Origin of the sequence: Lysinibacillus sp. UBA5994 (assembly GCF_002429725.1) — a bacterium.
GTDB lineage: Bacteria > Bacillota > Bacilli > Bacillales_A > Planococcaceae > Lysinibacillus > Lysinibacillus capsici.
Genome location: NZ_DJAU01000038.1, coordinates 96,677 through 110,778 on the forward strand (window position 1 = coordinate 96,677; position 14,102 = coordinate 110,778).

13 protein-coding genes are annotated in these 14,102 nt (G+C 35.9%); 6 read left to right on the forward strand and 7 right to left on the reverse strand.

The window, feature by feature from the left end:
- Window positions 1-44: 44 nt before the first annotated feature.
- Complete coding sequence (locus B3D98_RS12975; RefSeq protein ID WP_054548508.1) at window positions 45-1,052, reverse strand: HAAS signaling domain-containing protein; 1,008 nt, start codon at window positions 1,050-1,052, stop codon at window positions 45-47.
- Between the two features lie 130 nt (window positions 1,053-1,182).
- Here B3D98_RS12975 and B3D98_RS12980 point away from each other — a divergent pair, with 130 nt between their 5' ends.
- Both B3D98_RS12980 and B3D98_RS12985 read left to right on the forward strand, forming a co-directional pair.
- Window positions 1,183-1,653 (forward strand): GNAT family N-acetyltransferase, encoded by a 471-nt coding sequence (locus tag B3D98_RS12980; protein ID WP_288583415.1) that lies wholly within the window; start codon window positions 1,183-1,185, stop codon window positions 1,651-1,653.
- Entirely contained in the window at window positions 1,650-2,420 is a 771-nt protein-coding gene (locus B3D98_RS12985) for a GNAT family N-acetyltransferase (protein WP_233732246.1), read from the forward strand. The genes B3D98_RS12980 and B3D98_RS12985 overlap by 4 nt, the downstream gene beginning before the upstream one ends.
- A gap of 17 nt (window positions 2,421-2,437) precedes the next feature.
- Here B3D98_RS12985 and psiE read toward each other — a convergent pair whose 3' ends face one another.
- On the reverse strand, window positions 2,438-2,890 hold the full coding sequence (gene psiE, locus B3D98_RS12990) for a phosphate-starvation-inducible protein PsiE (protein WP_004233484.1): 453 nt from the start codon (window positions 2,888-2,890) through the stop codon (window positions 2,438-2,440).
- A 206-nt stretch (window positions 2,891-3,096) separates the two neighbouring features.
- Between psiE and B3D98_RS12995 the strand changes: the two genes are divergently transcribed.
- Window positions 3,097-3,321: a hypothetical protein gene (locus B3D98_RS12995; RefSeq protein ID WP_016992248.1), complete on the forward strand. Its 225-nt coding sequence runs from the start codon at window positions 3,097-3,099 to the stop codon at window positions 3,319-3,321.
- 55 nt (window positions 3,322-3,376) lie between these two features.
- On the opposite strand, the gene B3D98_RS13000 is transcribed toward B3D98_RS12995, so the two are convergent.
- Together B3D98_RS13000 and guaC are read right to left on the reverse strand one after the other, a co-directional pair.
- Window positions 3,377-5,107 (reverse strand): methyl-accepting chemotaxis protein, encoded by a 1,731-nt coding sequence (locus tag B3D98_RS13000; RefSeq protein ID WP_054548511.1) that lies wholly within the window; start codon window positions 5,105-5,107, stop codon window positions 3,377-3,379.
- A gap of 195 nt (window positions 5,108-5,302) precedes the next feature.
- Entirely contained in the window at window positions 5,303-6,286 is a 984-nt protein-coding gene (gene guaC / locus B3D98_RS13005; protein WP_004233490.1) for a GMP reductase, read from the reverse strand.
- 235 nt (window positions 6,287-6,521) lie between these two features.
- On the opposite strand from guaC, the gene B3D98_RS13010 reads away from it, so the two are divergent.
- The gene (locus tag B3D98_RS13010) at window positions 6,522-6,941 is read left to right on the forward strand and encodes a VOC family protein (protein WP_016992246.1); all 420 of its coding nucleotides are present in this window, start codon (window positions 6,522-6,524) and stop codon (window positions 6,939-6,941) included.
- A 61-nt stretch (window positions 6,942-7,002) separates the two neighbouring features.
- Here B3D98_RS13010 and B3D98_RS13015 read toward each other — a convergent pair whose 3' ends face one another.
- On the reverse strand, window positions 7,003-8,952 hold the full coding sequence (locus B3D98_RS13015; RefSeq protein ID WP_288583425.1) for a methyl-accepting chemotaxis protein: 1,950 nt from the start codon (window positions 8,950-8,952) through the stop codon (window positions 7,003-7,005).
- Between the two features lie 279 nt (window positions 8,953-9,231).
- Window positions 9,232-11,181 (reverse strand): methyl-accepting chemotaxis protein, encoded by a 1,950-nt coding sequence (locus B3D98_RS13020; protein WP_054548513.1) that lies wholly within the window; start codon window positions 11,179-11,181, stop codon window positions 9,232-9,234.
- 225 nt (window positions 11,182-11,406) lie between these two features.
- Between B3D98_RS13020 and B3D98_RS13025 the strand changes: the two genes are divergently transcribed.
- Window positions 11,407-11,787 carry a VOC family protein gene (locus tag B3D98_RS13025; protein WP_054548514.1) on the forward strand — a complete coding sequence of 127 codons (381 nt, stop codon included), beginning with the start codon at window positions 11,407-11,409 and terminating at the stop codon, window positions 11,785-11,787.
- A gap of 86 nt (window positions 11,788-11,873) precedes the next feature.
- Here the strand turns inward: B3D98_RS13025 and B3D98_RS13030 are convergent, their stop codons facing one another.
- Window positions 11,874-12,620, reverse strand: a complete 747-nt coding sequence (locus B3D98_RS13030) for a hypothetical protein (RefSeq protein WP_288583428.1) — start codon at window positions 12,618-12,620, stop codon at window positions 11,874-11,876.
- A gap of 282 nt (window positions 12,621-12,902) precedes the next feature.
- Here B3D98_RS13030 and B3D98_RS13035 point away from each other — a divergent pair, with 282 nt between their 5' ends.
- Window positions 12,903-14,102: an acyl-CoA dehydrogenase family protein gene (locus B3D98_RS13035; RefSeq protein ID WP_288583430.1), complete on the forward strand. Its 1,200-nt coding sequence runs from the start codon at window positions 12,903-12,905 to the stop codon at window positions 14,100-14,102.

Genomic DNA, 14,102 nt, shown 5'->3' on the forward strand with positions numbered 1-14,102 from the left:
CGATTTGAATGTATGGTTTACTAGGTATATGAAGAAGAAGGGCGTTATATTTTCGCTTTTTTAAATCCTTGGTAGATATCAAATGCATTTGCTAAAACAGCAATAATCATACTGACAAGTAGTATTTTATCAATAGTGAAGGCAACTTTAGCTGAGGTTGTTTCTGTAATAGCCGCAATATAAGGGATAGAGGCGCTGTGAATAAAATCTTGGTGTATCGCTATTAAAATAAACACAATTGTTCCTACACTTTGAAGTAGTGCATTAGTGATGGCGATAGGCATTGTCCACTGTCCTGCACGCCATTTTAATAAGGTTAAAGTTAGACTTAGGATAATACATAGTAAGACCATGGGAACAAACGATTGTAAAGTATTTTGATTAAAGATAGGCATAACAAATTTCAAGCTGCCGTTGTCATTCGTTGTATAAATACCTAAAAGACGATAGGCATTCCAGTAAACAAAAGAAAAAATAAGTATTCCTAAAAGGCTAAAAATCGTATCACTTATAGGAATGATTTTATCTTTGGGAATCTTTTTAATTTGTATTAAATCATCAGGTGACCATGGCTTGGTATCTCTCAGAAAAGGGATCGAAAGCTTTTCAGCCCCAGAACGGTCCTTAATGATAAAAATAACCGTAACCCAAAACAAAACGTGAAATAACACAGCAATAATTGCAACAATCATCCCTACAAATGCTGTAATAATGGTTGTGAGAAGTGCTTCTTCTCCAGAATAGAGAACCATCTTCTCTATTATTTGAACAATGATCGTAATAAGAATTGCCCAAGGAATAATTAGCTTGATGGTTCTTGTATATTGTTCAAAATTCTTTGGACCAATTAAAAAGTGGGGAGTATCCTGATAGCGTGCAGCAACTTCTGAAGGGCTTCCAAGCTTCTTAATTACTTCCTTCACCTCAGATTCTGTATATTGCTCTGGCAACATATCCTCAATAGTAGCCTTTAGTTCAACCTTGATTATCTCACGTTTATTTTTATGTAGCCTTTTAGTCACTTCGTGAATATATGAATCAATTAAAGTCATACATTTTCCTCCTTTAATCATTTTCAGTACTCATTAATTAGTCGTGGTAATATATGTTATTATGGGGTATAAAAATTAATATGAAAAATTCGTGAACAACATGCAACAATTTGAAAATGGAGGGGACATGATGAGGGTTGTAGAGAAATTATTAAAAGAGCAAGATTTTGTAGCCTTTGTGAATATCGTTGTAGGAGCGTATCCAGGAAGATTGAATGGAACACAAATAACAAAAGAACAGCTGAAAAAGCTCTTTATGCAAAATCAGAGCAATGATGAATCTCTTCATTATTATGGACTTTGGGAAAATGACAAACTCATTGGTGGTATGCGACTACATGACTTTCAAATGAATCTGTTCTCTAAAATGCTACCAATTGGTGGGGTAGGACTTGTTGCAGTTGATTTATTACATAAAAAAGAGAAGGCTGCAAAAGAATTAATCCAACATTTCTTTAACATCTTTTTAGAAAAAAATATTCATTTTTTGGCCTTGTATCCGTTTAGACCAGATTTTTATAAAAAAATGGGTTTTGGCTATGGACCGAAAATCTATCAATACTTGGTAGAGCCTTCAACAAAAAGCACCTTAAATATTTGACAGTTGAAGATCAACAACAGCTAGTAGATTGCTACAACAGGGTAGTAGCAAAAAAACATGGGATGTTTCATAAAACACAATCGGAACTATCTTTTATTTTTAATAATCCAGATAACTATGTGATTGCAATGGAACAGGAAGGTACAGTTCAGGGCTATATTGCCTTTTCTTTTAATAAACAAAGCGATAGTAATTTTATGCTAAATAATTTGGTCATTAAGGAGTGGATCTATGAAACTCCGGAGGCTTTGCTAGAGCTTAGTACATTTTTAAACAGTCAAGCAGATCAAGTAAACCGAATCGAATGGAATACACAAGAAGAAAATGTCCATTTCTTTTTAGAGGATGTAAGAAATGGCACAAATCATTTAATTCCAAGTGTCTATCACGCAAGTGCCGTGTCAGGAATTGGTCTAATGTACCGTATAATTAATGTGAAGGGCTTTTTTGATGAGCTACTAACACGCAATTTTAACGGTGTCACTTTGACCTTTAAATTGAATGTTATGGATTCGTTACTGGCAAAAAATAATCAGCAACTTATTGTTGAGGCTGTTAACGGTACAATTAAAATGCTAGAAAGTGATAGCTATGATGTTGAAGTAACGATAGATGTAGCTGAGCTTTCATCACTAGTAATGGGCGTAGTAACGGTCCAAGAGCTATTTATGCTGAGTCGAATACAGATTAGTGATAATCAGTATTTACAGGCTTTACAGCAATTCTTCTATGTGTTTGAAAAGCCCACATGTATATCTGCATTTTAGAATGGGCGTGAGGGCTTTTAATCTTTTTTAATGAGAATGGAAGAACGTGTTGGCCTTTCAAGTGGCGTTATATTAATAATAAAGTAGCTTATGATTAGTATGAGGATAATTAATGAATAAATTAACGTATTTAGAGGATGATCATGCTCCACAATAATTAGTCGAATCATTGCTGTGATACCTATATAGATAAAATAGCGAAGTGGAAAATGGTAATCCTCCTTAAAATATTTAATGATCATTGTGATGAATTCGAAATATAAAAAGAAAATAAGAATATTGGCAAGGAATAGTTTATAATCACCATCTTCCTTAGCGAATAGTAATATTTTAAGAAATTCAATTAGCTCCTTAAATAATAAAAAGCAGAGAATCAGTGCTAATAGTACAAGGCAAACATTGAGAAAGAGCTGTAGAGATTTTGGCACAGCTTTAATGAGCTGTAAATAAGTCGTATTTTTTTGATTCATCCAATTCCTCCAATCGGTTTTGTAAATACATCATCATATGGTCGAGTAGTAGTGTATTATGATATAAATATAACAATTTGTCGTAAATCTTTTCTTAGTATTTTGTAAAGTTTTGGTATATTTTAATGAAAGAAAGTTTTCAAAATAATTTAGTGGTATGCTAAAATAGATGTGCATGAATATAAAATATAAAAGGGGTTTTTAAAATGGCAAAATCTGCAAAAACTGATGCGAAAATTACACCAGAACGTTTAGAAGAAGCGTTAAATGTTCGTGATCGACTTATTATCGAGCTACTGGTACAAGTACTTGATGAAAAGCTAGTAATTGAGCGTCCTGTATTACGTGAACGTCTAGGGAACCTTGTAGATCTTGCAGATCACGATGCAGAGCTTAAGGAAACAATCCACGCAGTAATTAACAAACTATAATGTAAAAGAGGAATGCTACGGATATGCGTAGCATTCTTTTTTATATAGTATTTTATCATGTAAAGCGTTCTACCAAGTCGTACATGCGCTCTGCCTCTGTATGAAGCTCCATAGAGGAGTGCATGATAGATGTCACTGCTGACTTTTGTTCGTCAATAGAAGCGTTAATTTGTTCGGTAGCTGCGGCAGATTGTGTAGCGACACTTGCTATTTCATTGATGGCGTTCATCACGACTATTCGATTTTCCGCCATGTCATTCATTCCTTTGTCTAAAGAAACAAGGTGCTTTGTAATGCCATGAATGGAGTCTGCTAGAAAAGTAAAGGCTCCCTTTACTTCCGTAATCGACATGGCCTGATTTTGTGACAGTTGGAGCGTGTGTATCATTTTTGAATCTGAATTAGCGGTATCGACCTCAATACGCTGTAATAGGTTTCTAACCCGATTAGTAGCTTCATTCGTATCCTCAGATAAATGACGGACTTCCTCAGCTACGACAGCAAACCCTTTGCCATGTTCACCTGCACGGGCTGCTTCAATACTTGCATTTAGCGCTAATAGATTTGTTTGTTCAGAAATGGATGTAATTGTTTGTACGACTTGATGAATTTCTTTCATTTGGCTTGTCAAACTTGAGAAAGTTGTTCTTAATTCCTCAATCACTTGCGTAAACTCACTTGAATTTTGAAGTAATACATCTACTTTTTGTCTACCGTTTTCTTGTGATTGATTAATGATATTCATATTTTCTGTAATCTCACTATATTTATCTGTAGCATTTGAGATAAGTGAGGACAGTGTTTCTACTTTACTAATGGCCATTTCTGCTTCCTCAGCTTGTACTACAGCTCCCTTAGATATATCATTGATGGCTTGATGAATTTCATCAGCAGAAGCAGTCGTCTCCTCAGTAATAGCACTCAGCATTTCTGAAGAAACGCGCATTTGGGACGCACTATCTTTTGTATTGTTGACCATTTCGTGTAAGCTATGTTTCATATTATTCACGTTACTAGCTAGTATACCTAGTTCATCTTCTGTAGTAACAGGTATGTCATCACCAGTTAGCTTGCCTTTAGCAATATCAGATGTAATGACCATAATTTTTCGTATATAGGTTGTCATTCGTCCAGAGAAGAACCAGAAGAGTGATACACCAATAATCGTTGCAAGGATGGTCATGCCTAGTGTGTAGTATAAAACGTTATTCGTACCTGCATTAAAGTCCATTTCGTATGTACCAGCTGCTATAATCCAGCCCCAATGCTTGTCCTTTTCTACATACGTTATCTTAGGCGCAACGATTTCAGGATTTGAGGGAAGGGCCCAATCATAACGTACATATCCTCCTCCAGCATTTGCTGCTTCAATCATTTCTCGTACAAAATAGCGCCCATCCTCTGTTTGTAAATCTGAAATATTTTGTCCTTCTAGGGATGGATGAGTTTCAACCATACCACTATCTTGGAAAGCATAGAAATAAAAATTATCACCATATTTAACAGGATTATCAATGGATCTTTTGTTATCTTCAATTTTATTACCAACGATCTGTGTTCTAGCACTTTCCTGAGCTTCTTCTAGCGTTAATTTCCCATTTTGAACTTGAGTATCTAACTGTGCAATTAGTTCAAGTATGCCAAGTGTGCCATTTTTAAGACTATCTCGACCTACCTGATCGAGTTCTCCTTTCACCACCATATAATTGACGGTTCCAACTAGTCCTGTTGATAGTAGAATAACTATAATAGCAAGACTAACAAGTTTATTACGTACTGACTTCATAAGATACAACCCCCGTTCCTTCATTCCTTCAATATAGTTCTATTATAATATATAATTTTTTAATAAAATAGAAAATTCTGAAAATAAATACGGTATTTTAAGTGAAATAGGTCCAAAAAAATCACCCCAATCAAGAGTAAAAAACAGCTCTTAATTGGGGTGATGTTGAAGCTTAATATAGCAGGTTTACATCGATTAATACACTTTATCTCCATTGAAAATAGAGTTCTTTACGATTACATAATCAACATTGCGAATAGCCTCTAGCTTTGTGCCACCAGCATATGAAATAGATGACTGTAAATCTTGTTGCATCTCGATTAACGTATCTTTGATGCTACCTTTATGTTCAACGTACATTTTCTTACCTTCGACGTTTTTACGTTCACCTTTTTGGAATTCAGAAGCAGAGCCGAAGTATTCCTTCACTGTTCTACCCTCGATTTCGATTGTTTCACCAGGTGACTCTTCATGACCAGCGAATAATGAACCGATCATTACCATTGAAGCACCAAAACGTACAGATTTAGCGATATCTCCATGTGTACGAATGCCACCATCAGCAATAATTGGTTTTGTAGCAGCCTTTGCACACCAACGTAGTGCAGCTAGTTGCCAGCCGCCAGTACCAAAACCTGTTTTGATTTTAGTAATACATACTTTACCTGGTCCAATCCCAACTTTTGTTGCATCTGCACCAGCATTTTCAAGCTCGCGCACCGCTTCAGGTGTTCCTACATTACCTGCGATGACAAAGCTTTTTGGTAAATGCTTTTTAATATGCTGAATCATACGAATAACAGCATTTGAATGACCATGTGCAATATCAATTGTAATAAAATCAGGTACCAAATTAGCAGCTGCTAATTCTTCAATAAATGTATATTCCTCTTCTTTTACACCAACGCTAATAGAAGCAATTAAGCCATTTCCTTGCATTTCTAGAATAAAGTTTCGACGAGTTTCTGGTTGGAAACGGTGCATGATGTAAAAGTAACCGTTTTCAGCAAGTTTCTTTGCAAGATTTTCATCGATAATTGTTTGCATATTTGCAGGTACTACTGGAAGTTTAAAAGTGTGACCACCTAAAGTAACAGAAGTATCACATTCTGAACGACTTTCTACAATACATTTTGCGGGAATTAGTTGAATATCCTCATAGTCAAATACGTTATCCATTATATACACTCCTAAAATACGAATATTTTTTAAGATTTAATTTAAATTGTTCGCCATTTGGTAATTTACATGATTTTTGAGTAAATGTCAAAGCTTTTGTGAAAATAAATAAAAAATTTAAAAAGAAAGGAGACAACTTACTTTGAAGATGAAATATTCTAGTTATAATTTGTGTTATGTTTTGTAATCCATGTACAATAGAATTGTTTCAAAAAATGACAAAGGAGTGTTGAAAATGGCAGTAGAGGTTTATTTGAATTTTAATGGAAATTGTCGAGAGGCAGTTGCGTTTTACGAAGACGTTTTTAATACGGACAAGGCTGAAATTATGACGTTTGGAGAGACACCACAAAATCCAGACTATCCATTACCAGAAGAAGCAAAAGATCTTGTCATGCATACACGACTTATTGTATTCGGTAGTAGAATTATGTTCTCAGATACATTTCCAGGCATGCCATTTTCCACAGGGAATAATGTCACATTAGCTGTTGTATCCGATGATGAAGAGCAAATGCGTCAAGCATTTGATAAGCTTAAAGAAGGTGGTAACGTGAGAATGGAGCTTCAAGAAACATTTTGGAGCAAATGTTACGGCTCACTTACAGACAAATTTGGCGTTGAATGGCAATTTAGCCATGAGGTAAATGAATAATTAAATAACAAGATAAAAGCACGATGATAGGGCTAAACCAAGTATCATCGTGCTTTCTTATTTAGTAATTAAAACGATCTACATAGCCTTGTAATTCATCTGCCATATCAAGCAATGTTTTAGCAGAAGAGGCGATTTCCTGCATGGAAGATAATGTTTGTTCCGTTGAAGCGGCAACCTCTTCAGATGCAGCTGCGTTTAGTTTTGCATGATCTGACAGTTCAATAGCAGTAGCGGATACCTCCTCTACAACGGCAGACATTTCTTGTGCTGAAGCTGATATATCCTCCATTTTAGGAGCAATTTCTCGAAGACTTCCAACGATACTTGTAAATTTCTTTTTCGTATCCTCGGATAGCTGTAAACCTTCTTGAACGTCTGCAGAAGCTTTCGTCATAGTTTGTACAGATTTAGCAGTATCTTGTTGTATGCCAGTAATCAGAGTAGAAATTTGCTCTGCTGATTGATGAGATTGCTCCGCTAATTTACGTACTTCATCTGCTACAACTGCAAAGCCTTTACCGTGTTCACCTGCTCGTGCTGCTTCAATAGCAGCATTAAGAGCAAGAAGGTTTGTTTGGTCTGAAATAGCACTAATAATTTCTATAATGGAGCCAATTTCTTTTGTACGATCAAATAGGGATTTAATCATCGTATCGGATTGAGCCACAGAATCATGAATGGATACCATTTGATTAACAGTGTGCTCAACAGATTGACTACCTTCTTCTGCTAATTGGATGGCCTGGCTGGATAGGTCTGAAACTTGTAGGGCACTATCTGCTACCTCTACAACACCTTTTGCAATCTCCTCAATAGAAACAGCATTTTGATCGATTCCTGTTGTTTGTTTTTCCGTACTAATCGCTACCTGTTGCATAGCCTCTGTCACTTGCTCAGATGTAGCGATATTTTGCTCAGCATTCGCTGAAAGGCCTTGTGCCGAGGTTTGAACATGTTGTGAGCTTTGATCAACATTGCGGATCAGTCTTTTTAAGCTAACTTTCATTGAGACAAATGCTTCAGCAAGCTGTCCTATTTCATCTTTGGTATGAATATCAATAAACTCTGTCAAATCACCTTCACTAATTTTAAGAGCACTTTGCTGTAGTTGTTTAATTGGGTTAACAATAGATTTAATCATTGAGAGCATAAAGATAATACCAACAATAATAGAAATACCAATAATAAGTAATGTAATAGTAAAGGTTGAGGTAGCAGCGTTAGTAGCCTCTGCAATGAACATTGTACCAATTATCTTCCAGCCTGTGATTTCATTTGTTTCAAAGCGTAAATGACGGTCACCTTCAGTAATAATACCTTCCTGCTTTTCGTAAACTTTTGAAATATAATCTTCTGTTGCCTCTGTGCCGCTTTCCTTATCTTTTTGAGCAATATATAACTTATTATTATCTAACAGAGAGGCAAAGCCCGTTTCTCCAATACGTGTTTGATCTGTCAGTGCACTTAGAAGAGAGATATTTAAATCTAAGGCAATTACGCCAGAATCATCAGGAAGAGCTTGCATAACTGTTACAACGATGTTATTTGTTGATTTTGAGATATATGGAGAAGTGATGGATACATGCCCTTTATTATCAATGGCTTCTATATACCAAGGACGTTTACGAGGATCATAATCACTTGCATAGTCATGGACAGGTTCATCAATGATTCGCCCATCAGCAGTCCCTATATATACTAGCTCCACTTCTGGGTGTGTATTTACATATTCCTGAAAAAGCCCTTTTAATTCAGCTTTTTTATCATCTTGTAAATAAGACTGATTTATTTTCTTGGCAAAATATTCGATGTCATGAACTCTAGGAGCAATTGTATTGGTAATATTACTATTAAGCATACGCACACTTTCCTTGGCGCTTGCTTGCTGCTCTTCGAGTATTTGATTTTTGGTACTTTTAAAGGAGGTATACCCGATTAAAAGTGCGGGAATGAGAAGTATGACTAAAAATGCAAAGATGAGTTTCTTTCTTAAACTAATTCGTTTCATATAGTATTCCTCCTTAAACGACATTATTGAAGTGTAATAGAATTAACTACGAGATGGGTTATATTACACTAGTAGACTCCTAAGTCGTTCAAATGTTTAATCTGATTCTAAGAGGAAAATGAATAATAATCAACACAATTTTCTGAAAAATCTGGAAAATAAAGTTATGCAACGCTATTATTTGTAGAAAAATATCTTATTTTGTAATTTCCTATCTTTTTGGAATAGAAAAAATCTGAGTTCAATACTATCGTGAACTCAGATCTAGCAGTTAAATAATTAATATTTAAAACGATTAACATAACCCTGCAATTCATCCGCCATATCAAGTAGGGTTTTGGCAGACGAAGCCATATCTTGCATAGAAGATAAAGTTTGTTCCGTGGAAGCAGCAACTTCTTCTGTAGCAGCAGCATTTAATTTTGCGTGATCGGAAAGTTCAATAGCAGTCGCTGAAACTTCTTCTACAACGGCAGACATTTCTTGAGCAGATGCTGAAATATCCTCCATTTTCGGCGCGATGTTTCGAAGACTTTCAATAATGCTCGCGAATTTTCTGCTTGTTTCTTCTGTCAATTGTAAGCCCTCTTGAACATCTGTCGACGCTTTGACCATTGTCTCTACAGATTTTGCCGTATCTTGCTGAATAGTAGTTATAAGCGCAGAAATTTGCTCTGCTGATTGATGAGATTGCTCTGCTAATTTGCGTACTTCATCTGCCACTACCGCGAAGCCTTTGCCATGTTCTCCTGCTCTAGCAGCTTCTATAGCTGCATTAAGCGCTAGTAAATTCGTTTGATCTGATATAGCACTAATCATTTCTAAAATGGACCCAATTTCTTTCGTGCGATCATACAATGCTTTAATCATTGTATCTGATTGCGTTACAGAATTATGGATAGAATTCATTTGCTGTACCGTTTGTTTGACAGATTGTCCACCTTCTTCTGCCAATTGGATAGCATGACTAGATAGGTCAGAAACCTGCATGGAACTGTCTGCCACTTCAACAACGCCTTTAGCAATTTCTTCAACTGAAATGGCATTCTGATCAATACCTGTTGTTTGTTTTTCTGTACTAATTGCCATTTGGTGCATGGCATCGGCAACTTGCTCTGAGGCAGCGATGTTTTGTTCTGCATTAGCAGATAAATTTTGAGCGGCTGTTTGGACATGTTGTGAGCTTTGATCAACATTTCGAATTAATTTTTTTAAGCTCACCTTCATAGAGATAAAGGCTTCTCCAAGCTGACCTATTTCATCTTTAGAATGGATTTCAATAAACTCCGTTAAATTACCGTCACTAATTTTTAATGCGCTTTGCTTCAATTGATTAATTGGGTTAACAATAGACTTTATCATAAAGAGCATGAAAATAACGCCAACGAGAATGGAAACAATAATGATAATTAAATTTATATTCAATGTGGATGCTGCAGCTTTTGCAGCTTCCGCAGTAAACATTGTACCAATTACTTTCCAACCCGTTAACTCATTCGTAACAAATTGTAAGTGACGGTCTTTTTCAATGATAGTACCGCTTTCCTGCTCATAAATTTTTGTTATGTAGCTTTCCGTTGCCTCTGTACCACTTTCTTTATCTGGCTGAGCAATGTAAATTTTATTGTTATCTAAAAGAGAAGCGAAGCCCGTTTCTCCAATACGAATATTATTCGTAATGTCACTTAATGTAGAAATATTTAGATCTAATCCTAATACGCCAGAACCATCCGGTAATGCCTGAGTAATTGTGATGACAATGTCACCTGTAGATTGTGTAACATATGGTGCAGTAATTGAGGTCTTCCCATTATTAGCTAAAGCCTGCTTATACCAAGGTCTTGTCCGAGGGTCGAAGCCATCAGGATACTCTTGAACAGGCTGATCAAACAGTTTGCCTTCAGCAGTTCCAATATATATCAGATCTACTTCAGGGTGCATGTTGACATATTCACTTAATAATGACTTCAGTTCTAAAATGCTCTCATCTTGAAAGTAAGTTTCACTAAATTTCTGTGAAAAATATTGTACATCTTTCAATTTAGGTTCAATCATGTTTGTAATATTGGAATTTAGAATGCGTACACTTTCAGTCGCACTTGCGCGTTGCTCCTCTGAAATTTGTTGTTCAGCACTTTGGTAAGATACTATTCCAATCAAGAGTGTTGGGATGAGAAGCATGGCTAAAAACGAAAAAATAAGCTTTTTTCTTAAACTTAGTTGTTTCAATTGTATTATCCTCACATAATATTTTATTCTATACTTTTCCCTTAAAGGTAAATAATACTCATTCTATCAGAAATAAAATAAAAGTTAAGTACTTTGAATTAATTATTTCTTAGTAATGTATATCATTATCAATTGTTTGAAATTTCCTTAAATTGATGGCGTTAGAAGCTATATAAAGCTGCTTTTTGATGTATACTAATGCTCAAAAGAGGAGGGAATGAAGTCATGATTCATCAAATAGGACAAGTAATGTTATATGTTAATGATCAAGATGCAATTGTTAAGTTTTGGACAGAAAAAGTGGGGTTTGTGGTCATTTCTGAACAGGAAGAGGCAGGCATGCGCTGGATTGAAATTGCACCAACTGAGGAAGCTCAAACATCCTTTGTGCTTCATAACAAAGAAATTATTGCTAAAATGCAACCTGATCTAAATTTAGGAACACCTTCTATTATGTTTTACGCTGATAAAATCGAAGAGATGTACCAAGATTTTCAGGCAAAGGGCGTAAAAGTAGGAGATCTAGTCATGATGCCAATGGGTAGGGTTTTTAACTTTGCTGACCCTGAAAATAACTACTTTGCCTTGGTTGAAAAGAAAAAATAAATAACGGAATCTGCTTGTTTTTTGTTAGAGTTAAGTAAAAATGAGCAGATTCCTGTTTTAGATTATTTAATAGCTAGATTTGTCGTCTATGATAAATCCTCACCAAAAATACCAACCGTTTGCCGATCTATTACAAATTCATGGCCATTCCATTTTAAAATATTTTCTACATAGCCTAATCCATCAGCATGATATCTACCTGCAATTTCTTGATATCCTAAAATTTCATACGTTCCATCTCGGTCGTAATCAACAGGATATAGTCCTCCAAAAGGATCTACCCAACCTTCAATCGGTTGCTTCAAGGTGCCATCTGGATTATAAATTTCAGCTAAGTAGTCGGTTCCTTTATACTGTAAATCAATTGTGTATTTATTAGCAGGATTAAAACTCTGAACAACAGCCTTATAATGATCTACATAATTGACCTTATATTTAAGTTTATTATTAAAAGACTCTGCATCAAAGATGGAACGAACTTGATTGTTGATGGAGGAAAAAATCTCACCATTTACAATTCCGCCGCTACCTCCTGTATCAGACACAACCAGAATATCCTCAATATGATTACCAGTAAAATCGCCCAAGAAAATAGTCGGATTATAGCCCATATTTTGTTTCAATGGAAGTTGCTCCATTTGTCTTGTTTGACCATAAAAAATAGACAGTGTTAGATTTCTCCAGAAAGGACTATCAGGCTGTTTAGTGCCCATTAAAAAAATGGTTTCAAAAAAACCATCCCCGTTAATATCTCCAAACTTAGTTTGAATAACTTGTGGAGCCGAATGGGTTATGATTCCACCGTTTAGTGGCGAATTTAAATTATTGGTCATATATGCACCTCTTTCATTAGTCTTAGCATATGTTGTAAGAAAAGCTTGGTGCATAAATCAAAGGTAAAAGTTGAAACTTTGTAATACATATTAAACTTACAAAAAAACTTGAATTTCACCCATTGACATTTTCTAATGCGAAAAGTATTATAAGTGTCAACGAATCAGAAAATTCAGTACCAAATAGTATCTCACTACATTCATGTAGCAAGAGATTTTTTTTCATTATCAATCCTTAGTAAATTTATACGATTTATATATATTGGGAAGAAGGAGATTCATTTGAAGAATTTATTTGTAAAGACAGAGCGACAACGATATTGGCTAGATCAACTAGCTGCTATAGCTGAGCCAATCAAGGCAGAGGCTGTTGAGGTAGATGAGCAATCTCGTTTTCCGTTCGAAGCTCATCGATTACTTTTACAAATTCGCTATCCTCAACTTACTTTACCGAAACAATATGGCGGAGAAGGGTTATCTGTTTATGATATGGTGCTTGTACAAGAGACGCTAGCAAGCTATGACGAAAATGCCTCTCTTTCCCTTGGATGGACATTAGGTGTTGTTGGGGAAATTTATGAAACTAAACTATGGACTGATGATCTATTAATAGCTTTTTCTGAAGAAATAAAGAGAGGGGCCATGATTAATAGAGCTGTTAGTGAGGCTGCAACAGGTAGCCCAACGCGAGGAGGGCGGCCAGGGACAAATGCCATTTCTACTAAAGGTGGCTGGCTAATAAATGGGCGCAAGATTTTTACGACTGCATCTCCAGTGCTCGATTATTTCCTTACCTCCGCTTGGATTGAAGAAAAGCAGCAAGTTGGCTTCTTCCTCATTCATAAGGATGCAGCAGGTCTATCCATTGAGGAGAATTGGGAGATGTCTGCAATGCGAGGCACAAGCAGCCACGACCTTGTGTTAAAGGATGTGCTTGTTGCAACAGAGTATTTAGTAGAGTTACCAAGTCATCCGAGTGGTGGCAAAATAAATGGCTGGATACTCCATATCCCAGCAACTTACTTAGGTATTGCACAAGCAGCCCGTGATTATGCTATTCATTTTGCTAATCACCATCAACCGAATAGCCTGAATGCGCCAATTAGTACGTTGCCAAACGTACAACAGCTTTTAGGGGATATTGAATTAAAGCTCCATCAAGCACGTTTTGTCTTATACGGAGTGGCTGAGGCTTACGATGATCCTGCTAGACGTGGACTAATAACAAATGAAATGGCTGTTGCTAAACACACAGTAACAAACATGGCAATAGATATAGTCGATAAAGCGATGCGTGTAGTAGGGGCGAAAAGCTTACAACTATCCAATCCATTACAGCGTTTTTACCGCAATGTTCGTGCAGGGCTTCATAATCCACCGATGGATGATATGACGATAATTAAATTAGCGACTGCCGCTATTGAACAGCAGAAATTATATGAAAATCAATCATTAAATCATGTGAACAATAAGGAGAAATGA

What these genes read in the sequence shown, in the direction of transcription:
- guaC (WP_004233490.1), bottom strand. Translation starts at nt 6,286, where the DNA reads ATGGATAACGTATTTGACTATGAGGATATTCAACTAATTCCCGCAAAA.
- B3D98_RS13010 (WP_016992246.1), top strand. Translation starts at nt 6,522, where the DNA reads ATGGCAGTAGAGGTTTATTTGAATTTTAATGGAAATTGTCGAGAGGCA.
- B3D98_RS12995 (WP_016992248.1), top strand. Translation starts at nt 3,097, where the DNA reads ATGGCAAAATCTGCAAAAACTGATGCGAAAATTACACCAGAACGTTTA.
- B3D98_RS12980 (WP_288583415.1), top strand. Translation starts at nt 1,183, where the DNA reads ATGAGGGTTGTAGAGAAATTATTAAAAGAGCAAGATTTTGTAGCCTTT.
- B3D98_RS13015 (WP_288583425.1), bottom strand. Translation starts at nt 8,952, where the DNA reads ATGAAACGAATTAGTTTAAGAAAGAAACTCATCTTTGCATTTTTAGTC.
- B3D98_RS13030 (WP_288583428.1), bottom strand. Translation starts at nt 12,620, where the DNA reads ATGACCAATAATTTAAATTCGCCACTAAACGGTGGAATCATAACCCAT.
- B3D98_RS12975 (WP_054548508.1), bottom strand. Translation starts at nt 1,052, where the DNA reads ATGACTTTAATTGATTCATATATTCACGAAGTGACTAAAAGGCTACAT.
- B3D98_RS13000 (WP_054548511.1), bottom strand. Translation starts at nt 5,107, where the DNA reads ATGAAGTCAGTACGTAATAAACTTGTTAGTCTTGCTATTATAGTTATT.
- psiE (WP_004233484.1), bottom strand. Translation starts at nt 2,890, where the DNA reads ATGAATCAAAAAAATACGACTTATTTACAGCTCATTAAAGCTGTGCCA.
- B3D98_RS13025 (WP_054548514.1), top strand. Translation starts at nt 11,407, where the DNA reads ATGATTCATCAAATAGGACAAGTAATGTTATATGTTAATGATCAAGAT.